Origin of the sequence: Pseudomonas sp. D1-1 (assembly GCF_051132225.1) — a bacterium.
Lineage (GTDB): Bacteria > Pseudomonadota > Gammaproteobacteria > Pseudomonadales > Pseudomonadaceae > Aquipseudomonas.
This window is the reverse complement of record NZ_CP071676.1, coordinates 3,443,764-3,464,971: the sequence shown is the minus strand read 5'-3', so window position 1 is coordinate 3,464,971 and position 21,208 is coordinate 3,443,764. Positions and strand designations below refer to the sequence as shown.

General features: G+C 61.8%; 19 protein-coding genes. 7 read left to right on the top strand and 12 right to left on the bottom strand.

The genetic code is table 11. The features are described 5' to 3' along the window. Window positions 1-85: 85 nt before the first annotated feature. Window positions 86-439 (bottom strand): hypothetical protein, encoded by a 354-nt coding sequence (locus J3P86_RS15525; protein ID WP_434630368.1) that lies wholly within the window; start codon window positions 437-439, stop codon window positions 86-88. A gap of 430 nt (window positions 440-869) precedes the next feature. On the opposite strand from J3P86_RS15525, the gene J3P86_RS15520 reads away from it, so the two are divergent. Then, complete coding sequence (locus J3P86_RS15520) at window positions 870-5,738, top strand: NAD-glutamate dehydrogenase (protein WP_434630370.1); 4,869 nt, start codon at window positions 870-872, stop codon at window positions 5,736-5,738. 146 nt (window positions 5,739-5,884) lie between these two features. Next, entirely contained in the window at window positions 5,885-6,307 is a 423-nt protein-coding gene (hpaR, locus tag J3P86_RS15515) for a homoprotocatechuate degradation operon regulator HpaR (protein ID WP_434573669.1), read from the top strand. A gap of 63 nt (window positions 6,308-6,370) precedes the next feature. On the opposite strand, the gene hpaI is transcribed toward hpaR (J3P86_RS15515), so the two are convergent. From hpaI to J3P86_RS15475, 8 genes are all read right to left on the bottom strand, one after another. After that, window positions 6,371-7,168, bottom strand: a complete 798-nt coding sequence (hpaI, locus tag J3P86_RS15510; protein ID WP_434698362.1) for a 4-hydroxy-2-oxoheptanedioate aldolase — start codon at window positions 7,166-7,168, stop codon at window positions 6,371-6,373. A 13-nt stretch (window positions 7,169-7,181) separates the two neighbouring features. Continuing rightward, window positions 7,182-7,985, bottom strand: coding sequence for a 2-oxo-hept-4-ene-1,7-dioate hydratase (gene hpaH / locus J3P86_RS15505; RefSeq protein ID WP_434573671.1), 804 nt, complete (start codon window positions 7,983-7,985; stop codon window positions 7,182-7,184). 11 nt (window positions 7,986-7,996) lie between these two features. Next, window positions 7,997-9,301 carry an MFS transporter gene (locus J3P86_RS15500; protein WP_434698361.1) on the bottom strand — a complete coding sequence of 435 codons (1,305 nt, stop codon included), beginning with the start codon at window positions 9,299-9,301 and terminating at the stop codon, window positions 7,997-7,999. Between the two features lie 42 nt (window positions 9,302-9,343). After that, on the bottom strand, window positions 9,344-9,736 hold the full coding sequence (locus tag J3P86_RS15495; protein WP_434698360.1) for a 5-carboxymethyl-2-hydroxymuconate isomerase: 393 nt from the start codon (window positions 9,734-9,736) through the stop codon (window positions 9,344-9,346). Window positions 9,737-9,818: 82 nt separating this feature from the next. After that, entirely contained in the window at window positions 9,819-10,676 is an 858-nt protein-coding gene (gene hpaD / locus J3P86_RS15490) for a 3,4-dihydroxyphenylacetate 2,3-dioxygenase (RefSeq protein ID WP_434630384.1), read from the bottom strand. Between the two features lie 220 nt (window positions 10,677-10,896). Next, complete coding sequence (hpaE, locus tag J3P86_RS15485; protein WP_434630387.1) at window positions 10,897-12,357, bottom strand: 5-carboxymethyl-2-hydroxymuconate semialdehyde dehydrogenase; 1,461 nt, start codon at window positions 12,355-12,357, stop codon at window positions 10,897-10,899. Window positions 12,358-12,362: 5 nt separating this feature from the next. Then, complete coding sequence (locus J3P86_RS15480; protein ID WP_434698359.1) at window positions 12,363-13,133, bottom strand: fumarylacetoacetate hydrolase family protein; 771 nt, start codon at window positions 13,131-13,133, stop codon at window positions 12,363-12,365. Next, entirely contained in the window at window positions 13,130-13,807 is a 678-nt protein-coding gene (locus J3P86_RS15475) for a fumarylacetoacetate hydrolase family protein (RefSeq protein WP_434630392.1), read from the bottom strand. Before J3P86_RS15475 ends, J3P86_RS15480 begins: the two co-directional genes overlap by 4 nt. A gap of 184 nt (window positions 13,808-13,991) precedes the next feature. Here J3P86_RS15475 and hpaA point away from each other — a divergent pair, with 184 nt between their 5' ends. Next, window positions 13,992-14,903 carry a 4-hydroxyphenylacetate catabolism regulatory protein HpaA gene (gene hpaA / locus J3P86_RS15470; protein ID WP_434698358.1) on the top strand — a complete coding sequence of 304 codons (912 nt, stop codon included), beginning with the start codon at window positions 13,992-13,994 and terminating at the stop codon, window positions 14,901-14,903. A 111-nt stretch (window positions 14,904-15,014) separates the two neighbouring features. After that, window positions 15,015-15,437 (top strand): homoprotocatechuate degradation operon regulator HpaR, encoded by a 423-nt coding sequence (hpaR, locus tag J3P86_RS15465; protein ID WP_305500516.1) that lies wholly within the window; start codon window positions 15,015-15,017, stop codon window positions 15,435-15,437. A 169-nt stretch (window positions 15,438-15,606) separates the two neighbouring features. Here the strand turns inward: hpaR (J3P86_RS15465) and J3P86_RS15460 are convergent, their stop codons facing one another. Next, a complete protein-coding gene (locus J3P86_RS15460) occupies window positions 15,607-15,822 on the bottom strand; it encodes a phage infection protein (protein WP_434657240.1) in 216 nt (71 codons plus the stop codon). Window positions 15,823-16,323: 501 nt separating this feature from the next. Between J3P86_RS15460 and J3P86_RS15455 the strand changes: the two genes are divergently transcribed. From J3P86_RS15455 to J3P86_RS15445, 3 genes are read left to right on the top strand one after another with little or no spacing between them, the layout of a single operon-like run. Continuing rightward, the gene (locus tag J3P86_RS15455) at window positions 16,324-16,869 is read left to right on the top strand and encodes a TRAP transporter small permease (protein ID WP_434697507.1); all 546 of its coding nucleotides are present in this window, start codon (window positions 16,324-16,326) and stop codon (window positions 16,867-16,869) included. Then, a complete protein-coding gene (locus J3P86_RS15450) occupies window positions 16,866-18,146 on the top strand; it encodes a TRAP transporter large permease subunit (RefSeq protein WP_434698357.1) in 1,281 nt (426 codons plus the stop codon). The genes J3P86_RS15455 and J3P86_RS15450 overlap by 4 nt, the downstream gene beginning before the upstream one ends. Before the next feature lie 56 nt (window positions 18,147-18,202). Continuing rightward, complete coding sequence (locus J3P86_RS15445; RefSeq protein WP_434573692.1) at window positions 18,203-19,222, top strand: TRAP transporter substrate-binding protein; 1,020 nt, start codon at window positions 18,203-18,205, stop codon at window positions 19,220-19,222. A 410-nt stretch (window positions 19,223-19,632) separates the two neighbouring features. On the opposite strand, the gene J3P86_RS15440 is transcribed toward J3P86_RS15445, so the two are convergent. Continuing rightward, complete coding sequence (locus J3P86_RS15440; RefSeq protein WP_434698356.1) at window positions 19,633-20,424, bottom strand: transporter substrate-binding domain-containing protein; 792 nt, start codon at window positions 20,422-20,424, stop codon at window positions 19,633-19,635. Window positions 20,425-20,512: 88 nt separating this feature from the next. Beyond that, the gene (locus J3P86_RS15435) at window positions 20,513-21,166 is read right to left on the bottom strand and encodes a TetR family transcriptional regulator (protein ID WP_434698355.1); all 654 of its coding nucleotides are present in this window, start codon (window positions 21,164-21,166) and stop codon (window positions 20,513-20,515) included. Between the last annotated feature and the right edge of the window lie 42 nt (window positions 21,167-21,208).

Here is a 21,208-nt window from a genome sequence, read left to right as displayed (position 1 = left end):
TCAGGCGGTTGTTGTTCAGACTAATCGGGGCTGCTGCGCAGCCCAGCGGGGATAAATCCCCTCGCCACAAAAAATAGCGACAGGATCAGAGCTGGCTGAGGTAAGTACCGGTTCCCTTGAGAATGTTCTGCAACGTCAGTTCCACTTCCGCCAGATCCGTCACGTTTGCGTCGTAGGTTATCTCCAGCACGTCATCACCGTTGAGTGCATCGGCATCCGCGGCGGCGATTTCGATTTTCAACAAGGTTGGGCTGAGGGTGACCTTGACGCCTTCCAGTGTCGAAGGCTCGCCGTCGAGGGTGATCTCCAGTTCGTCTTCGTCGGGATAGCGGGTCATCAGGAACATGTCGCCCTGGTTGCTGTGGCAGCACAGCATGGCCATGTTGTCCTCTTCTTCGTCGCACGGGTTGGCGATCAGCAGGGCGGTGGTCATTTGCATGGGGGAGGGCTCCTGGCTCGATGAGCCTTGCGGGGACGAAAAAGGGAATTCTGCCAGTCCGGACGATTTTCTGCAGGATTACCACCTTCGGGTGCCGTTTGGGCTCCAGGCTGCTAGGGTTGTTCGATGCAGAGCGGTCATAAAGCTAGCCGATGACCGAATATGTCGCAGCGTTGCAAGCAGGCACATTGTCGCACTCGTTAAGCTGCGCAACGGATGTGCACCTGCAAAGGCCACCGAGGGTGTTTTTTGCAGGTGTCCATGACATGGAATTACATGGAAAAGGATGTGACCTGCGGGTCTCGTCCAGCTTCACCCACCTGTCATCCTGTTTCCTCTGCCCGAGAATCAGGAACAGGATGGCCGACGGCCCCGAAAGGGGTTGCACGCGACGCTACCATCAATAACAAGCCCAAGCGGAGTACCACAGATGGCGTTCTTCACCGCAGCCAGCAAAGCCGACTTCCAGCACCAACTGCAAGCGGCACTGGCGCAGCACATCAGTGAACAGGCACTGCCACAAGTGGCGCTGTTCGCTGAACAATTCTTCGGCATCATTTCCCTCGATGAACTCACCCAGCGCCGGTTGTCCGACCTCGCCGGCTGCACCCTGTCCGCCTGGCGCCTGCTTGAGCGCTTCGATCACGCGCAACCGCAGGTGCGTGTCTACAACCCCGATTATGAACGTCACGGCTGGCAGTCGACCCACACCGCCGTCGAAGTGCTGCACCACGACCTGCCATTTCTGGTGGACTCGGTCCGCACCGAGCTGAACCGTCGCGGCTACAGCATCCATACCCTGCAAACCACCGTCCTGAGCGTGCGTCGCGGCAGCAAGGGCGAGTTGCTGGAAATCCTGCCCAAAGGCACCCAGGGCGACGACGTGCTGCAAGAGTCGTTGATGTACCTGGAGATCGACCGCTGCGCCAATGCCGCTGAACTCAATGTCCTGAGCAAGGAACTTGAGCAGGTGCTGGGCGAAGTGCGCGTGGCCGTGGCCGATTTCGAGCCGATGAAAGCCAAGGTCCGGGAAATCCTCGCGAGCCTGGACAACAGCGCCTACACCACCGATGCCGACGAAAAAGCCGAAATCAAGAGCTTCCTGGAATGGCTGGTGGGCAACCACTTCACCTTCCTCGGCTATGAAGAGTTCGTGGTTCGCGATGAAGCCGACGGCGGCCACATCGAATACGATCCTGAATCGTTCCTCGGCCTGACCAAATTGCTGCGCGCCGGCCTGACCGCCGAAGACCTGCGCATCGAAGACTACGCGGTCAATTACCTGCGCGAACCGACCGTGTTGTCGTTCGCCAAGGCCGCGCACCCAAGCCGCGTGCACCGTCCGGCCTACCCGGACTACGTGTCGATCCGTGAAATCGACGCCAACGGCAAGGTCATCAAGGAATGCCGTTTCATGGGCCTGTACACCTCTTCGGTGTACGGCGAAAGCGTGCGGGTCATTCCGTATATCCGTCGCAAGGTCGAGGAAATCGAACGTCGTTCGGGCTTCCAGGCCAAGGCGCACCTGGGCAAGGAACTGGCCCAGGTGGTCGAAGTGCTGCCCCGTGACGACCTGTTCCAGACCCCGGTGGACGAGCTGTTCAGCACGGTGATGTCCATCGTCCAGATCCAGGAACGCAACAAGATCCGCGTGTTCCTGCGCAAGGACCCGTACGGTCGTTTCTGCTACTGCCTGGCCTATGTGCCGCGTGACATCTACTCCACCGAAGTGCGCCAGAAGATCCAGCAAGTGCTGATGGATCGCCTGAAAGCCTCGGACTGCGAGTTCTGGACGTTCTTCTCTGAATCCGTACTGGCTCGCGTGCAACTGATCCTGCGCGTGGACCCGAAAAACCGTCTCGACATCGACCCGGTCCTGCTGGAAAAAGAAGTCGTGCAGGCCTGCCGCAGCTGGAAGGACGACTACGCCAGCCTGGTGATCGAGAGCTTCGGCGAAGCCCAGGGCACCAACGTGCTGTCGGATTTCCCGAAAGGCTTCCCGGCCGGCTACCGCGAGCGTTTTGCCGCGCACTCGGCCGTAGTGGACATGCAACACCTGCTGAGCCTGAATGAAACCAATCCGCTGGTGATGAGCTTCTACCAGCCGTTGGGCCAGGTGTCCGGCCAGCGTGAGCTGCACTGCAAGCTGTATCACGCCGACACGCCGCTGGCGCTGTCCGACGTGCTGCCGATCCTGGAGAACCTCGGCCTGCGCGTGCTGGGCGAGTTCCCGTATCGCCTGCGCCACACCAACGGCCGCGAGTTCTGGATTCACGATTTCGCGTTCACCGCCGCCGAAGGCCTCGACCTCGACATCCAGCAACTCAACGACACCCTGCAGGACGCCTTTGTCCACATCGTCCGTGGCGATGCCGAGAACGACGCGTTCAACCGCCTGGTGCTGACCGCCGGCCTGCCATGGCGCGACGTGGCGTTGCTGCGTGCCTACGCCCGTTACCTGAAGCAGATCCGCCTGGGCTTCGACCTCGGCTACATCGCCAGCACCCTGAACAACCACACCGATATCGCTCGCGAGCTGACCCGGTTGTTCAAGACGCGTTTCTACCTGGCGCGCAAGCTCAGCGGCGATGACCTGGAAGACAAGCAACAGCGTCTGGAACAGGCGATCCTCACGGCCCTCGACGATGTGCAGGTGCTCAATGAAGACCGCATCCTGCGTCGTTACCTGGACCTGATCAAGGCGACCCTGCGGACCAACTTCTACCAGACCGACGCCAACGGCCATAACAAGTCGTACTTCAGCTTCAAGTTCAACCCGCACCTGATTCCGGAACTGCCAAAGCCGGTGCCCAAGTTCGAGATCTTCGTCTACTCGCCACGGGTCGAAGGCGTGCACCTGCGCTTCGGCAACGTCGCTCGCGGTGGCCTGCGCTGGTCCGACCGCGAGGAAGACTACCGCACCGAAGTACTCGGCCTGGTAAAAGCCCAGCAAGTGAAGAACTCGGTGATCGTGCCGGTGGGCGCCAAGGGCGGTTTCCTGCCGCGTCGCCTGCCATTGGGCGGCAGCCGGGACGAGATCGCGGCCGAGGGCATCGCCTGCTACCGCATCTTCATCTCGGGTCTGCTGGACATCACCGACAACCTGAAGGACGGCGCCCTGGTGCCGCCGGTCAACGTCGTGCGGCATGACGATGATGACCCGTACCTGGTGGTGGCGGCCGACAAAGGCACCGCGACCTTCTCCGACATCGCCAACGGCATCGCCATCGACTACGGCTTCTGGCTGGGTGACGCGTTCGCCTCCGGCGGTTCGGCCGGCTACGACCACAAGAAAATGGGCATCACCGCCAAAGGCGCGTGGGTTGGCGTACAGCGTCACTTCCGCGAGCGCGGCATCAACGTACAGGAAGACAGCATCACCGTGGTGGGCGTCGGCGACATGGCCGGCGACGTGTTCGGCAACGGCTTGCTGATGTCCGACAAGCTGCAACTGGTCGCGGCCTTCAACCACCTGCACATCTTCATCGACCCGAACCCGGAGCCGGCCAGCAGTTTCGCCGAGCGCAAGCGTCTGTTCGATCTGCCGCGTTCGGCCTGGACCGACTACGACGCCAGCATCATGTCCGAAGGCGGCGGTATCTTCTCGCGCAGCGCGAAGAGCATCGCGATTTCGCCGCAGATGAAAGAGCGCTTCGACATCAGGGCCGACAAGCTGACCCCGACCGAGCTGCTGAACGCCTTGCTCAAGGCGCCGGTAGACCTGTTGTGGAACGGCGGTATCGGCACCTACGTCAAGGCCAGCACCGAAAGCCACGCCGATGTCGGCGACAAGGCCAACGATGCGCTGCGCGTGAACGGTAACGAGCTGCGCTGCAAGGTGGTGGGCGAGGGCGGCAACCTGGGCATGACCCAGCTCGGCCGCGTCGAGTTCGGCCTGCATGGCGGCGCCACCAACACCGACTTCATCGACAACGCCGGTGGCGTGGACTGCTCCGACCACGAAGTGAACATCAAGATCCTGCTCAACGAAGTGGTGCAGGCCGGCGACATGACCGACAAGCAACGCAACCAGTTGCTGGCGAGCATGACCGACGAAGTCGGCGGCCTGGTGTTGGGCAACAACTACAAGCAGACCCAGGCCCTGTCCCTGGCGGCGCGTCGCGCCTTTGTGCGGATCGCCGAATACAAGCGTCTGATGAACGACCTGGAAGCTCGCGGCAAGCTGGACCGTGCCATCGAGTTCCTGCCGACCGAAGACCAACTGGCCGAACGTGTCGCGGCAGGCCAGGGCCTGACCCGTGCCGAGCTTTCGGTACTGATCTCCTACAGCAAGATCGACCTCAAGGAAGCGCTGCTCAATTCCCTGGTGCCGGACGATGACTACCTGACCCGCGACATGGAGACGGCTTTCCCGCCAACGCTGGTGAGCAAGTTCTCCGAGGCCATGCGTCGCCATCGCCTGAAACGCGAAATCGTCAGCACCCAGATCGCCAACGATCTGGTCAACCACATGGGCATCACGTTCGTCCAGCGGTTGAAAGAGTCGACCGGCATGAGCCCGGCGAACGTGGCCGGTGCTTATGTAATCGTTCGGGACATCTTCCATCTCCCGCACTGGTTCCGTCAGATCGAAGCCCTGGACCACCAGGTTTCCGCCGACGTGCAACTGGAGCTGATGGACGAGCTGATGCGCCTGGGCCGTCGCGCCACGCGCTGGTTCCTGCGCAGCCGCCGCAACGAGCAGAATGCTGCTCGTGACGTCGCTCACTTCGGTCCGCACCTGGCGGCGTTGGGCCTCAAGCTCGACGAACTGCTGGAAGGCCCGACCCGCGAAGGCTGGCAGACCCGCTACCAGGCCTACGTGGCCGCCGGCGTGCCGGAGTTGCTGGCGCGCATGGTTGCCGGCACCACGCACCTGTACACCTTGCTGCCGATCATCGAGGCGTCCGACGTCACCGGCCAGAACGCCGCCGATGTGGCCAAGGCCTACTTCGCCGTGGGCAGTGCGCTGGACATCACCTGGTACCTGCAACAGATCAGCGCCTTGCCGGTTGAAAACAACTGGCAGGCCCTGGCCCGTGAAGCGTTCCGCGATGACATCGACTGGCAGCAGCGGGCGATCACCATCTCGGTCCTGCAGGAAGGCGACGGTAGCCAGGACGTGGAAACCCGTCTGGCGCTGTGGCTGGAGCAGCACCGCGAGATGGTCGAGCGCTGGCGCGCCATGCTGGTGGACATCCGTGCCGCCAGTGGTACCGACTACGCCATGTACGCAGTCGCCAACCGCGAACTGCTCGACCTGGCGCTGAGCGGTCAGGCGGTGGTCACGGCCAACTGATACACCGCTGAATGAAGAAGCCCCGCCTCGAGAGAAGCGGGGCTTTTTTTTGGGTTTTCAAACAGTTCGCACAAAGCTGAGTGTTCCAGCGTGAAGCTGATAAGATTTGGTTAACTCATTAACTATTTTTTTCGCGAAAACATGTCATGCCCAAACCCCGGCAATCCCTGACCTTGACCCTGCTGCAGGCCCGTGAAGCGGCCATGGCTTTTTTCCGTCCATCGTTGAACCAACATGGGTTGACCGAGCAACAGTGGCGGGTCATCCGCATCCTCAGCCAGCATGACGAGCTGGAAATCAATCGCCTGGCCGAACTGGCTTGTATCCTCAAGCCGAGCATGACCGGCGTGCTGGTACGCATGGAAGCAGCGGGCATGGTCGTGCGGCGCAAGGCCGAACAGGACCAGCGCCGCGTGCTGGTGCGGCTGGCACCCCAGGGCCAGGCATGCTTCGACTCGATGAGCCAGAGCATGGAGGAAAACTACCAGCGTCTGCAGGGGCGGTTGGGGGAGGAGAAATTGCAGACGTTGTTGGGGTTGCTTGATGACCTCAAGACAATCAAACGCTAGAAGCCGCGAGTGGTTCACCTTGTGATGAGGGAGCTTGCTCCCTCATCACAAGGTGACGGTGAGTCAGTAGACGCCACCGGTCGATGGTTTTGGAGTGTTCTTGAACGTCGCGGCCAAGGTTTGTAACCCGCGCATCAGCACCGTCGTGTCCACGCCCACGGCGACAAAGGCTGCGCCGAGTTCGATGTAGCGTCGGGCGAGTGTCTCGTCGGCGCTGAGGATCCCGGCCGCTTTGCCCGCCTGGCGAATACGCGCGATGGCGTCCTCGATGGCGGCTTGCACTTGCGGGTGGCCGGGATTGCCGCGATGGCCCATCGATGCGCTCAAGTCCGCCGGGCCGATGAACACCCCGTCGACGCCCTCGACGGCGGCGATGGCGTCCAGGTTGGCGAGTCCCTCGCAGCTTTCGATCTGCACCAGCAGGCACATCTGCTCATCGGCGTGGTCGAGGTAGCCGGCAATGCTGTTCCAGCGCGAGGCCCGGGCCAGTGCGCTGCCGACGCCGCGTACACCGTGCGGCGGGTAATGCATGGCGCGCACCAGTTCGCTGGCTTGGGCGGCGCTTTCCACCATTGGCACCAGTAGCGTTTGCGCGCCGATATCGAGCAGTTGCTTGATCAGCGCCGTGTCGCCGATCACCGGGCGAATCACCGGTTGGCCGGGGTAGGGCGCGATGGCCTGGAGCTGGCCAAGCAGGGTGCGCAGATCGTTGGGCGCGTGTTCACCGTCGATCAGCAACCAGTCGAATCCGGCATTGGCCGCCAGCTCCGCGCAGTAGGCGTCGGCCAGGCCCAGCCACAGGCCGATTTGTGCTTCACCGCTGCGCAGGCGTTGCTTGAAGGTATTGACGGGCATGTCCATGTGAAGTCTCCGGTCAGACGAAACGGCAGGCGATGGAGCCGAGCATGTCGTAATCGACATGGAAGGTATCGCCCGGATTGGCCGCCACCGGGCGGGTGAAAGAGCCGCCCAGGATGATCTGGCCCGGCTGCAGCGTGACGTCGTAGGCCGCCAGTTTGTTCGCCAGCCAGGCCACGCCCTTGGCCGGGTGATTGAGCACCGCCGCCGACACGCCGGACTCCTCGATCACGCCGTTGCGATAGAGCACTGCCGGCACTTTGCGCAGGTCGATCTCGGTGGGCCGCACGGCACGGCCGCCCATGACCACGCCGGCATTGGCGGCGTTGTCGGAGATGGTATCGAAGACCTTGCGGGTGACCTTGGTCTGCGGGTCGATCTGCTGGATACGCGCATCGATGATTTCCAGCGCCGGAATCACCCATTCGGTGGCATCAAGCACGTCGAACAGCGTCACGTTCGGGCCTTTGAGCGGCTTGCCGAGAATGAACGCCAGCTCGACTTCCACGCGCGGCACGATGAAGCGTTCGAACGGAATATCGCTGCCTTCATCGAAAAACATGTCGTCCAGCAGCGCGCCATAATCCGGTTCGGTGATATTCGACGAGACCTGCATTGCGCGGGAAGTCAGGCCGATCTTGTGACCGACCAGCTTGCGCCCGTCGTTGATTTTTTGCGCGACCCAGGCGCGCTGGATGGCGTAGGCGTCATCGATGGTGATGCCTGGATGATCGAGGGAAAATTGCCGCACCTGTTCACGGGAGCGTTCGGCTTGGTCAAGGCGCGCGGCGGCTTGCTGGATGAGGCTTTGATCGAGCATGACAAGGGTCTCTATTGTGGATTGACGATGGCTGCCCGGGTGCGCAGCACCAACAGGCCACCCAGGGCGATGAGCAGTGCCAGGACGTAAAGGGCCAGGCTGGCGCTCTGGGTGGTGTCGCGCATCCAACCGATCAGGTAGGGCGCGAAGAACGAAGCGATGCTGCCGAAGGAACTGATCAGTGCGATGCCGGCGGCCTGGGTGCTGTTGGACAGGAACGCCGGTGGCAGTTGCCAGAACATCGGCAACGCGGCACTGGCGCCCATGCCGGCGAGGATCAGGCCGCCCAGCACCAGGGTCGGATTGGCCGGGGAAAGCCCGGCGACGGCAATGCCGGCCGCCGCCATCAACAGCGGCACGCACAGGTGCCAGCGGCGTTCGCGGTGGTGATCGGACGAGCGTCCGCAACCGATCATGAAGAAACAGCCAGCCAGGTAAGGCACGGCGCTGAGCAGCCCGACCTTGCCATCGCTGCCGATGCCGGCGCCATGGATCAGGGTGGGCATCCAGAACGCCAGGGTGTTGACCGCCAGCATCACCGCGAAATACACCGCCACCAGCAGCCAGACCTGCGGGTTGCCGAGAATGGCCGAGAACGAGGTGATGGATTTGCGCTGTTCTTCGTGGCTCAGTTGCTCGCGCAGTTGCTGCTTGGCGTCGGCGCTGAGCCAGTTGACCGTCTCGAAGCTGTCGGGCAGGCACTTGAGCACCACCAGGCCGAGCAGGATCACCGGCAAGCCTTCGATGATGAACATCCATTGCCAGCCGCGCAGGCCGCCGAAGTCATGGAAATGTTCCAATATGCCGCCTGACAACGGCCCGCCGATCACGCCCGCCATCGGCACGGCAATGGCAAACAGCGCCGTGACCTGGGCCCGGCGCCGCGCCGGGTACCAGCGGTTGAGGAAGACCAGGATGCCTGGGAAAAACCCGGCCTCGGCGACGCCCAGCAAGAAGCGCAACACGTAGAACCCGCTGGCGCTTTCGATGAGGAACATGCCGGTCGACAACGCGCCCCAGACCACCATCAGCGTGGCGATCCAGCGACGTGGGCCGACCCGGTCCAGGGCCATGTTGCTCGGCACGCCGAACAGCGCATAGGCGATGAAGAACAGACCGGCGCCGAAGCCATAGACCGTGTCGCTGAATTGCAGGTCGGCGCTCATCTGCATCTTGGCGAAGCCGATGTTGATGCGGTCCAGGTGGGCAAAGAGGTAGCAGACCAGCAACAGCGGCATAAGCCGCCAGGTGATGCTGGCATGGGTGCGGTCGTGCGCGAGGGTGCCGGCGGTGTCGGCAGTATTGGCTGTGCTCATGATCTTGTACTTTTTGTCTGAGAGGCCGATGGGGCGAACGGGCTAGCTGGGCTGGCCCTTGAGAAAGGCGTGGACGTTGTTGGCCTTGAAGTTGAGCTGCTCGTGCAGCTCGATCATCTCGAATGACAACGCCAGCAGGCGTTGGGCCTGCAAGTCGGCGAAGTGCGTGGTGATCAGTTCGAAGAGTTTTTCCGCGACCTTTTGCCGGGTAGCCAGGTCGCGACCATGGCCGACCTTGAGCGTCATATGGACAAAGGCGTAATCGTGCCTGCCGTCTGCCATGCGCCAGGTGTCCAGGCGCACGCCACGGCTGCGGATGCCGCCCAAGGGAAACACGCCGCTGTCGCCCAGCAAGACGTGGACCTTTTCAAACAGGCCGGGCAGGTCGGCCTGCTGCTCGATGTTATCGGTGTACTCGGCGATGAAATGGGGCATGGGGGCCTCCTGCGTGGGCAGCTTCGAGTTGTAAGCGGCAAGCGGCAAGTTGAGGCGATCAGCTTGAGCTTGCGGCTGTTGTTCAGACTGGAAAAATCGCGTTGATCTGGCCGGTGCCGGAGCTGCCGAAGGGCTCGGTGATGATTTCGGCGGGTTTGGCGTAGTCCGGCCCGCCGAGCAGCCCCAGCAGCATCGCCGTGTCGTGCATCTTGCCTTCGCCGAAGCAATGTTCGGCGTAGTCCGGCAGCATGGCGCAGAACTCTTTCCAGCGGCCTTCGCGCCACAACTTCACGACGTGCAGATCGACCTGCTTGTCGAATTCCCGCGTCCAGTTGTGGATATTGGCTTCGGCGTTGCGGTCGTCGGAGAAACGGTGGGACAGCGAGCCGGAGGCCAGGACCAGGACCTTGCGGTCGCTCTTCTCGATGGCCCGGCGCACGGCGGCGCCGAAGGTGAAACTGTCCTGCAGGCGGTGCCAGGCGCACCAGGCGGCAATCGACACCACGTTGAATTTCTGCTCCGCCGGTACATCCATGTGCATGTAGCGCATCGGCACCAAGGTGCCGTATTCCAGCTCGAGGCTGGGGATGTTGTGGGCCAAGGTCCTGATATCGGCGGCGTTGGCCTCGGCGGCGATCAACTCGCCCAGCTCCGGGCAACCCGGGTATTCGTACTCCATGTTTTTGATGAAGTGCGGCAGTTCGTTGCTGGTGTAGATGCCTTTGAAATGCTCGCCGCTGTTGACGTGATAAGCGCTGTTGACCAGCCAGTGCACGTCGAACACCACGGCGGTATCGGCGCCGAGTTCACGGGCGCGGCGGCCGATTTCCTTGTGCCCGGCGATCGCTGCCGCGCGGCAGCCGTGATGCTTGCCGGGCAGCTCGGACAGGTACATCGACGGAACGTGGCAGATCTTCGCAGCCAGGACGACTTCGCCCATGATGATTCTCCTGAAATGTTGTTCTTGTTGATCTTCAAAACGGTGAAACAGGTCTTGCTGGTGTTGGAGCTTTTGTGGCGAGGGGATTCATCCCCGCTGGGGTGCGAAGCGCCCCCAATTCAAATTGCCTGACACACCGTGTGGTCAGGCTTTGGGGCTGCTGCGCAGCCCAGCGGGGATGAATCCCCTCGCCACAGGTTAATCACCAGGTTTTCCTAGGTCATACCCCCCAGCGCGGAATGTGATGGCTGCCCATGGAGATGCACACGTTCTTGATCTCGGCGAAGACTTCGAAGCTGTACTGTCCGCCTTCGCGGCCGGTTCCGGAACCCTTTACGCCACCGAAAGGCTGGCGCAGGTCGCGCACGTTCTGGCTGTTGATGAACACCATGCCGGCCTCGATGCCATGAGCCAGGCGATGGGCCTTGCCGATGTCCTGGGTCCAGATATAGGACGCCAGGCCATATTCGGTAGCGTTGGCCAACCGCAAGGCTTCGGCCTCGTCCTTGAACGGAATCAGGCACACCACCGGGCCGAAGATTTCTTCCTGGGCGATGCGCATGTTGTTGTTCACGTCGGCGAACACCGTCGGCTGGATGAACTGGCCGCAACTCAGATGCGCCGGCAGGTTGGCCGGACGCTCCAGGCCACCGGCGAGCAGGGTGGCGCCTTCTTCGAGACCGATCCTGATGTAGCCGGTGACCTTGTCGTAATGGGCCTGGGTGATCATCGAGCCGACCTGGGTCTTGGGGTCCTGCGGGTCGCCGACGATCAGGCGTCTGGCGCGGGCGGCGAACTCGGCTACGAATTGTGGGTAGACACTTTCCTGGATGAAGATCCGGCTGCCGGCGGTGCAGCGCTCGCCGTTCAACGAGAAGATGGTGAACAGTGCCGCGTCGAGGGCACGGTCAAGATCGGCGTCTTCGAAAATCAGTACCGGTGACTTGCCGCCCAGTTCCATCGAGTACTTTTTAAGGCCAGCGGTCTGCATGATTTTCTTGCCGGTGGCGGTGCCGCCGGTGAAAGAAATCGCCCGCACGTCCGGGTGACGCACCAACGCATCGCCGGCCGTGGCGCCGTAGCCCTGGATCACGTTGAGCACCCCGTTGGGAATGCCGGCCTCGACGGCCAGGCGCCCGAGTTCGTTGGCGGTCAGCGGCGACAGCTCGGACATTTTCAGCACGGCGGTATTGCCCAGTGCCAGGCACGGCGCGGTCTTCCAGGTCGCGGTCATGAACGGCACGTTCCACGGCGAGACCAAGGCGCAGACACCCACCGGCTGGTACAGGGTGTAGTTGAGCATCTGGTCGTCGACCGGGTAGGTGTGACCGTCCATTCGGGTGCAGACTTCGGCGAAGAAATCGAAGTTGTGAGAAGCCCTTGGGATCAGCACGTTCCTGGTCTGGTGGATCGGCAAGCCGGTGTCGAGGGTTTCCAGTTCGGCCAGTTTCGGCACGTTCTGTTCGATCAGCTCGCCGAGTTTGCGCATCAGCCGGGCCCGTTCTTTCGCCGGGGTGTTGGCCCATTTCGGAAACGCTGCCTTGGCCGCCGCGACAGCCTGGGCGACTTCCTCGGCGCCGCCGCTGGCGACTTCGCCAATGGCCTCGCCGGTGGCGGGGTTGTAGTTGACGAAGACGTCTTTGCTCTCGACCTCACGGCCATCGATCCAGTGTTTGATCATGCTGCTCAAGCCTCTTTCCGGGACGCGAAGAACTCGGCTTCGCTGACGATTGTGTTGACCAGGCGACCGACGCCTTCCACTTCCACGACCACTTCATCGCCCGGCACCACATCGGCCAGGCCTTCGGGCGTGCCGGTGGCGATCATGTCGCCGGGTTGCAGGGTCATGAAGCTGGACAGGTATTCGATGAGGTAGGGAATATCGAAGATCATGTCCTTGGTGCTGCCTTGCTGGCGCAACTCGCCATTGATCCAGGTGCGCAAGGTCAGGTTGCCAGGGTCGGCAACGTCGGCAACGTCAACGATGTACGGGCCGACCGGTGTCGTGGCGTCGCGGTTCTTCACCCGCAGGTTGGGGCGGTAGTAGTTTTCCAGGTAGTCGCGGATCGCGTAGTCGTTGCAGACGGTGTAGCCGGCCAGGTAGCCCAGCGCGTCCTCACGCTTGACGTTGCGCGCCGGTTTGCCGATGACCGCCACCAGCTCGCACTCGTAGTGCATGTAGGCAACGTTGTCGGGGCGCCAGGTGATCTGGTTGTGGCCGGTGTAGGTGCCGGGGGACTTGATGAAGGCCAGCGGTTCGGTCGGCGGCTTGAACGCCAACTCCGCAGCGTGATCGGCATAGTTCAGGCCCAGGGCGAACATGCTGCCGGTGGCCGGTGGCAGCCACTGCACCTGGTTTTCGGCCAGCAGCCGACCGTCGGCCAGGCGCACGGCGTTATCGTTCTCGACCGTGACGGCGTGGACCCGGCCTTCAAAGTGAATGCGTGCGCGTTTCATGAGGCGGCTCCTGTTTCCTCGGCCACGATGGTATTGACGAGTCGGCCAATGCCGCTGATGTCCACTTCGACGCGATCGCCGGGCAGTACATCGACCCGGCCCTCGGGCGTGCCGGTGATCAAGACATCGCCGGCATGCAGGGTCATGAACTCGCTGATCTCGGCGATCAAGCGGGGGATGTCGCGAACGAAATTGGCCGTGTTGTTCTGCTGGCGAACCTCGCCGTTGACGTACAGCGTGACCGCCAGGCTGTGGGGGTCGGCAACGTTGGCGCTGGGCACCAGGTCGGGACCGATGGTGCAAAAGCCATCCCGGCACTTGGCCTTGACGGCGGGACGGTAGTAGCTGTCCTCCGGCAGGCTGAATTCATTGACCACGGTGTAGCCAGCCACGTAGTTCAACGCCTCGTCGGCGCTGACGCGGCTGGCGGACTTGCCCATCACCACACCCAACGCCGGCCCGGGTTGCAGGCGCTCGCCCTGGCCTGGATGAATCACTTCGGCCTCGTGCTGGTTGCGGGTGTTCGGCGTCTTGATGAACAGCACGGGCTTGAGCGGCGGCTTCTGGTAAGGCGCTTGCTCGAACTCGGCGAGGCGCTGCTTCAGCAGCCCCTGGTAGTTCAGCGCGACCCCGAACAGGGTGCCGGTCGCGACGTCATGCAGGGCACGGCTCATGCTTGTCTCCTGGGATGGCAGAGACCAGTGCTCTGCGAATATTGTTAATGTGTTAACAGTTATAATTAAGATGTTAACTATCGTCAAGCGTGGCAGAATCTTCCGGCACTGGTTGCCCTGCCGATTTCGGCGCAGCATGAGCGCAGGCAGTGGCCTGAATCAGAATAAAAACGAGTAATGCGTGATGACCGACCGGCAGCCGATCCCGAACATCAACATTGGCCAGGTGTACGACCAGCGCTACAGCGATGCCGAAGTGCATTACGACCGGCTCGCCAACCTGGCCGGCTTTTTTGGGCGCAACATGCCGGTCCATCGGCATGACCGGTTCTTCCAGGTTCACTACGTCAAGAGCGGCACCGTGCGGGTGTATCTGGATGATCGGCAGTACGTCGAATCAGGGCCGATGTTTTTTCTCACGCCGCCGACCATTCCCCACGCTTTTGTTACCGAAGCCGACAGCGACGGACACGTACTGACGGTGCGTCAGCAACTGGTGTGGCAATTGATCGATGCCGATCCGAGCCTGGCGCCGGCGGGCGTGCAGATGCCGGCGTCCTGCGTCGCGCTGGCGCAGTTGGGGCCGGAGCAGACGGGGGAGGTGCGGCGGCTGGACTGCCTGTTCGAGGAATTGAGCGAAGAGGTGACGGCCGGGCGGCCGGGGCGCAGCGCGGCGCTGGACGGCTTGACGCGGCTGATCATGATCAGCCTGCTGCGGCTGTGCTCCAACTCCCTGGAAGCCAGGCCGGCGCGGCATGAAGACCTGAAGATCTTCCACCGTTTTAATGAGTTGATCGAAGCGCATTATTTCCAGCACTGGCCCCTGTCGCGTTATACCGCGGACATTGGCGTGACCGAGGCGCGCCTCAACGACGTGTGTCGACGAATCGCCGACCTGCCTTCCAAGCGCTTGATCATGGAGCGTCTGATGCAGGAGGCCAAGCGGCTGCTGTTGTTCACCGGCAGCTCTGCCAATGAAATCTGCTACCAGCTCGGCTTCAAGGACCCCGCGTATTTCAGCCGGTTTTTCCAGCGTTACGCCAGGCTGACACCGGGGGAGTATCGGCAGCGGCAGTCGGGCATGTTGTTCAAATAGACCGATGGACCCATGGCGAGGGAGCAAGCCTCCTCGCCACAAAAGCGAGGCGCTTGCAGCAGCCTGCCGGCGACACTAAGCTGCCGACTCGCCCATCCATACAGTTAGAACATGGCCAACCCGAGACCCTCACTGACGCTGACTCTGCTGCAAGCCCGCGAAGCGGCGATGGCTTTTTTTCGTCCGGCGCTGAACCAGCATGATCTTACGGAGCAGCAGTGGCGAGTGATCCGCATTCTGCACCAGCAGGGTGAGTTGGAGAGCCACCAGCTCGCCCATCAGGCCTGCATCCTCAAGCCCAGCATGACCGGCGTGCTCACTCGCCTGGAGCGCGACGGGCTGGTGCGGCGGCAGAAATCCAGCCAGGACCAGCGTCGGGTTTTCGTTGGCCTGACCGAGCGCGGCCAGCAGTGTTTCGTGTCCATGAGCGAAGGCATGGAAAGCAACTACCGGCGGATCGAGGAACAGTTCGGCGAAGAAAAAATGCAGCAGCTGCTGGGTTTGCTCAATGAATTGAAAAACATCAAGCCTTGAGCCTTGAGGCTTTGCCCTTAGAGCTTTTCGTGGCGAGGGAGCTTGCTCCCGCTGGGCTGCATAGCAGCCCCAAAACCATTCAACCCGGTTCTCCAGAAAAAACCGGCTGGCAGGTTGACGACCGCTGCGCAGCCGAGCGGGAGCAAGCTCCCTCGCCACAACAGCGCTTTCATGCGGTGCTGCGTTCACGCAGCTCCTGCAACCGATCAGCCCCGCCTTCGGCCACGCGATTCTGAATCAGACGATCAGAGCCACCCTCAGCCAGCTGCTGCGCAGCATGGCCATGGGAAGGGGAGCTCTTGGCCGAGGCCGCCGTCGACAAGCCGACACCGCCAACCAGCGTCAGGGCGATTGCGAGGGATGAAAGTTTCGAGAAATTGAACATGGTGATTCTCCTTGCGCGTTATTGAGTGGGCCGTGGCAGCGCCTGTGTGCTGCTGTCCGGTGTGTGCAGTTAAACGCGCAGGTGTATCGGCGATGTGTGCCGGAAAGGCGTGAAATCGGCGAATTCGTATCAATTCGCTGCCCATATACACAGCGATACAAATCCCCCCGTGACCAGCGGGTTTGACCCCGTAATCCACTGACCAGTGACCGATAATCGCACGCTAGTTCCGTCTTGATCCGTGCTCAGGCCCTGCAAGGTTATTGACCGGATTAACTGGGTAGTACATTTTAGCTGGCACTCAGCCTCGCCATGCCCAGGCAAGGCCATAATAAAAAACAGAGGTCCTCATGCGCTCCCGTCCAATGGCTTTCGCCCCGTCTCACGCCTCCAGCCCCGGTATCTGCCGGGACGTTTCGGTTTCGATCCGATAGCGCACGCGTTTGCGCTCTGTCGCGCCGGATGCATGTCGGCGCTCGGTCAACCTGTGAGGTCTTCAAGATGACAAAAGTCGTCGATTTGTATTTCAAGCTGCTGAAGCTGCTGATTGTCCTGTGCATGGTCGCGATGATCGTGCTGGTGTTCGGCAACGTCGTGCTGCGCTATGCGTTCAACTCCGGCATCAGCGTTTCGGAAGAACTGTCGCGCTGGTTCTTCGTCTGGATGATTTTCCTCGGCGCCCTGGTGGCGCTCAAGGACCGCGCCCATCTGGGCATGAACAGCCTGGTCAAGCGCTTGCCGCCCGCCGGCAAGCGTGCCTGCCTGGTCATCAGCCACTTGCTGATGCTGTATATCTGCGGCTTGATCGTCAGCGGCAGCTGGCAACAGGCAGTGATCAACCTGGACGTGGTCGCGCCGGCTTCAGGCCTGTCGATGGCGCTGTTCTACGCCGCCGGCCTGGTGTTCGGCGTCAGCGCCACCGCCATTCTGCTGTATGAACTGTACCTGGCGCTGTTCGGCAAACTCGCGGATGACGAGCTGGTGATGGTCGAGGCCAGCGATGCTTCGGCAATCAACCACGACACCCTCAAAGGTAGCCGCCCATGACCTTGGCCATTTTCCTCGGGTCGTTGATGGGCAGCATGGCGCTGGGTATGCCGATTGCCTTTGCCTTGCTGGTGGTCAGCGTCGCGCTGATGTTCTACCTGGACCTGTTCGATGCCCAGATCATCGCGCAGAACCTGCTCAATGGCGCTGATAGCTTTCCGTTGATGGCCGTGCCGTTCTTCATGCTGGCCGGCGAAGTCATGAATGTCGGCGGCCTGTCCAAGCGCATCGTCAACATCGCCATGGCGCTGGTGGGGCACAAGCGCGGAGGCCTGGGTTATGTCGCGATCATCGCCTCCTGCCTGTTGGCCTCGCTTTCCGGTTCGGCGGTGGCTGATGCCGCGGCGCTGGCAGCGCTGCTGGTGCCGATGATGGTGCTGGCCGGGCACAACCGAGGGCGTTCGGCCGGGCTGATCGCCGCTGGCAGCACCATCGCGCCGGTCATTCCGCCGAGCATAGGTTTCATCGTTTTTGGCGTGGCCTCCGGGGTATCGATCTCCAAGCTGTTCCTGGCCGGAATTGTGCCCGGGCTCATGCTCGGTGTCGGGCTCGCCATCGCCTGGTGGTTCATCTCCCGCCGCGAGAATGTCGAGACGGCGCCCAAGCGCTCCCGTACCGAGGTGCTGCGCACATTGCTGGACGGCAGTTGGGCGATGGGCCTGCCGCTGATCATCATCCTCGGCCTCAAGTTTGGCATCTTCACCCCCACGGAAGCGGCGGTGGTCGCGGCGGTCTATTCGCTGTTCGTGTCGTTGGTGATCTACCGGGAAATGAAGATCAGCCAGCTGTACGAAGTGATCCTGTCATCGGCCAGGACCACCTCGGTGGTGATGTTGCTGGTGGCGGCCGCGATGGTCTCGTCTTGGCTGGTGACCATCGCCGACCTGCCGGGCCAGTTGGCCGACCTGCTGGCGCCGTTCATGGACAACCAGACCCTCCTGCTGCTGGTGATGATGGCGCTGATCATCCTGGTCGGCACGGTGATGGACATGACCCCGACCATCCTCATCCTCACGCCGGTGCTGATGCCCGCGGTGATCCAGGCGGGCATCGACCCGGTGTACTTCGGCGTGCTGTTTCTGATCAACACCGCGATTGGCCTGATCACGCCGCCGGTGGGCACGGTGCTCAACGTGGTCTGTGGCGTGGCGAAGCTGGAATTCGAGGAAATCGTGCGTGGCGTGTGGCCGTTCATGCTTGCGCAATTTGCGGTGCTGTTCCTGCTGGTGCTGTTCCCTCAGCTCGTCCTGGGACCGTTGAAGTTCTTCACCGGTTGATGCCGGTGCAATCCGTAGCAGCTCGAAACCAACAACAATAAAGATCGGAGACTGACATGCAAAAACTGATGAAAACCTTGCTGGCTGGGGCTTGCGCAACAGGCTTGCTGCTCGGCAGCGTGGCCGGCCACGCCGCTGAGATCCGCGAGCGCACCCTGCGTTTTGCCTTCCAGAACGTCAAGGAACATCCGCAAGGGCAGGGCGCGCAGAAGTTTGCCGACCTGCTCAGTGAAAAGAGCGGCGGCAAGCTCAAGGTTCGTCTGTTCCCTGGCGGAACCCTGGGCGGCGATGTGCAGACCGTCTCGGCCCTGCAAGGCGGCACGCTGGATATCACGGTGCTGAACTCCGGCATCCTCGCTGCCCAGGCCGCGGATTTCGCCATGCTCGATTTCCCGTTCCTGTTCAACAACGCCGAGGAAGCCCACGCGGTGATAGACGGGCCGGTCGGCCAGAAACTCGCGGCGCAGTTGGACAGCAAGGGCCTGGTCGGCCTGGGTTACTGGGACCTGGGGTTTCGTCACCTGACCAACAGCAAGCATCCGGTGGCGAAACTTGAAGACATGCAGGGCTTGAAGGTTCGTGTCATCCAGTCGCCGATCTATCTGGAAACCTTCAGTGCCCTGGGCGCCAACCCGGTGCCGATGGCTTTCCCGGAGGTCTATACCGGCCTGGAGCAACACACTATTGATGGTCAGGAAAACCCGTTCACGGTGATCGAAGGCAACAAATTCTACGAGGTGCAGAAGTACCTTTCGGTGACGGGCCACATCTTCAATCCGCAGTCGTTGATCATCAGCCAGAAAACCTGGAACCGCCTCAACGACGATGAAAAGGCGCTGATCCGCGAGGCCGCGAGCGAGGCGCAGAAGTTCCAGCGTGAAGTCACCGCGGCGAGCATGGACAAGGCCAAGGCGACGCTGGCGGGCGCCATGACCGTCAACGAAATCACCCCGGCCGAGAAAGATCGTTTCCGCGAACGCGTGCAGCCGGTGATCGATAAATTCGCCAAATCCCTGGACGGTGAGCTGGTGAAGATGATGTACGCCGAAATCGCCAAGGTGCGGGCGGGGCAGTGAGGTCAGGGGAACACGCCTGACCGTACTATTCCTGTGGGAGCGAGCCTGCTCGCGAAAGCGGAGTGTCAGTCGATGATGATGTCGACTGAGCGGACGCCATCGCGAGCAAGCTCGCTCCCACAGTGGTTTTGGGTTGGACTCGGGATCTGCATGTGCCACAGATCCCACAGTTGTTGGGTTGGACTCAGGATCTGCATGTGCCACAGATCCCACAGTTGTTGGGTTGGACTCAGGATCTGCATGCGCCACAGATGCTCTTGTGGGTTGGACTCAGGATCTGCATGCGCCACAGGTGCTCTTGTGGGAGCGAGCTTGCTCGCGATAGCGGTGTGTCAGTCGATGAAGATGTCGACTGAGCGGACGCCTTCGCGAGCAGGCTCGCTCCCACAGGTTTTTTATTTGCAGATACATCACTGGGCGCCGGGGACGGCCAGCCACTGTCCGATCACTTTCTGGTAGCTGCCATTGGCCTTGCTCAGGTGCAGCCACTGGTCAACGTACATTTTCCAGGTGTGGTCATCGCGCGGCAGCAGGTAGGCCTTCTCGCCGTATTGCAGGTACTGGGTCGGGTTGACGGCGCACAGGCCCGGTTTGAGTTTCTGCTGGTAGAGCGCTTCGGAGGCATCGGTGATCATCACGTCGGCGCGTTTTTCCAGGAGCTCCTGGAAGATGGTCACGTTGTCATGGAACGCCAGCTGGCCCTTGGGCAGGAATGCCCGCACGAAGGCTTCGTTGGTGCCGCCGGCCGGCTCGACAAGACGCACCGAAGGCTGGTTCATCTGCTCGATGGTCTGGTAGCGCGACTGGTCTTCGCAACGCACCAGGGGGATCTTGCCGTCAACGTCCAGGGTGCTGCTGAAATAGGCTTTTTTCTGCCGTTCCAGGGTCACCGAAATCCCGCCCATGCCGATGTCACATTTGCCGGCCAACATGTCTGGCATCAGGGTTTTCCAGGTGGTCTGGACCCATTGCACCTTGACGCCGAGGCTGCTGGCGAGGGAACGGGCCATGTCGATGTCGATGCCCTCGTATTCACCCGATGCGGCCTTGTAGGTATAGGGCTTGTAGTCGCCCGTCGTGCACACCCGCAGTTCACCTTGTTGCAGGACCTTGTCCAGATGCGAAGGGGTTGGCTCGGCCAGGGCGCTGCCGCAGAACGCCAGCAGGCCACAGAACGTCATCGTGCTTGTTATGGTTTTCATGGATCGGACGTCTCGCAAAGGGAGGGACAAGACGGGCGAGTGTAGTAAAAGTGTCGGCGGGCTGTCACCGGATCGTCGGGACGAGCAGTCAGCCTGGCGCGATCTCGACGGCTTTCTGCCGCAGACTCTCCAGATAGGCACAGAACATATCGGCCATGGCATCGGCATAGGCTCGGATTTCCTCGCCGGAGCGTGGCGTTGCCGAAAATCGCTTACCCACGGAACCGAGGGTGGTGATGATCAGGTCACCGGCCAGGGCGCGGCTCTGCGTGCTGGCTTCCGGCAGCACTTGTTGCATGAAAGCGTCCACCGATTGCTGCACCGAGATTCGCGCCGTCTGATGTTCGGGGGCATCGCGGTAGAGCGGGGCGGCGTCATTGAGGGCGATGCGTATCTGCGCCTCGTCGCATTCGGACTGGATGAACGTCTGCACCAGATCCCTCAATCGCTGCAGAGGCGACTTGCACTGGTCCTCGAGGATGTCCCGCAGCATGGCGGTGGTTTGTTGCCACTCGTCACTCTGCAACCGGAACAGGATCGCCGCCTTGTTCGGGAAGTATTGATACACCGACCCGACGCTGACTCCCGCCCGCTCCGCCACACGAGCCACGGTGAAACGCGGGGCGCCGTGGCTTGCCAGAACCTGAACAGCCGCCTCCAGGACGGCCGCCACGAGTTCGGTGGAGCGGGCCTGTTTCGGCTGTTTGCGCGAGGAAATCTGAGGGCTTGGGCGTTCGGACATGAAGGTCATGCACCTCGAAAGGAATGCGAATAGGCAATGCGA

Coding starts and splice junctions, on each gene's coding strand:
- J3P86_RS15525 (WP_434630368.1), bottom strand. CDS start 439: ATGCAAATGACCACCGCCCTGCTGATCGCCAACCCGTGCGACGAAGAA.
- J3P86_RS15520 (WP_434630370.1), top strand. CDS start 870: ATGGCGTTCTTCACCGCAGCCAGCAAAGCCGACTTCCAGCACCAACTG.
- hpaR (WP_434573669.1), top strand. CDS start 5,885: ATGCCCAAACCCCGGCAATCCCTGACCTTGACCCTGCTGCAGGCCCGT.
- hpaI (WP_434698362.1), bottom strand. CDS start 7,168: ATGGACATGCCCGTCAATACCTTCAAGCAACGCCTGCGCAGCGGTGAA.
- hpaH (WP_434573671.1), bottom strand. CDS start 7,985: ATGCTCGATCAAAGCCTCATCCAGCAAGCCGCCGCGCGCCTTGACCAA.
- J3P86_RS15500 (WP_434698361.1), bottom strand. CDS start 9,301: ATGAGCACAGCCAATACTGCCGACACCGCCGGCACCCTCGCGCACGAC.
- J3P86_RS15495 (WP_434698360.1), bottom strand. CDS start 9,736: ATGCCCCATTTCATCGCCGAGTACACCGATAACATCGAGCAGCAGGCC.
- hpaD (WP_434630384.1), bottom strand. CDS start 10,676: ATGGGCGAAGTCGTCCTGGCTGCGAAGATCTGCCACGTTCCGTCGATG.
- hpaE (WP_434630387.1), bottom strand. CDS start 12,357: ATGATCAAACACTGGATCGATGGCCGTGAGGTCGAGAGCAAAGACGTC.
- J3P86_RS15480 (WP_434698359.1), bottom strand. CDS start 13,133: ATGAAACGCGCACGCATTCACTTTGAAGGCCGGGTCCACGCCGTCACG.
- J3P86_RS15475 (WP_434630392.1), bottom strand. CDS start 13,807: ATGAGCCGTGCCCTGCATGACGTCGCGACCGGCACCCTGTTCGGGGTC.
- hpaA (WP_434698358.1), top strand. CDS start 13,992: ATGACCGACCGGCAGCCGATCCCGAACATCAACATTGGCCAGGTGTAC.
- hpaR (WP_305500516.1), top strand. CDS start 15,015: ATGGCCAACCCGAGACCCTCACTGACGCTGACTCTGCTGCAAGCCCGC.
- J3P86_RS15460 (WP_434657240.1), bottom strand. CDS start 15,822: ATGTTCAATTTCTCGAAACTTTCATCCCTCGCAATCGCCCTGACGCTG.
- J3P86_RS15455 (WP_434697507.1), top strand. CDS start 16,324: ATGACAAAAGTCGTCGATTTGTATTTCAAGCTGCTGAAGCTGCTGATT.
- J3P86_RS15450 (WP_434698357.1), top strand. CDS start 16,866: ATGACCTTGGCCATTTTCCTCGGGTCGTTGATGGGCAGCATGGCGCTG.
- J3P86_RS15445 (WP_434573692.1), top strand. CDS start 18,203: ATGCAAAAACTGATGAAAACCTTGCTGGCTGGGGCTTGCGCAACAGGC.
- J3P86_RS15440 (WP_434698356.1), bottom strand. CDS start 20,424: ATGAAAACCATAACAAGCACGATGACGTTCTGTGGCCTGCTGGCGTTC.
- J3P86_RS15435 (WP_434698355.1), bottom strand. CDS start 21,166: ATGTCCGAACGCCCAAGCCCTCAGATTTCCTCGCGCAAACAGCCGAAA.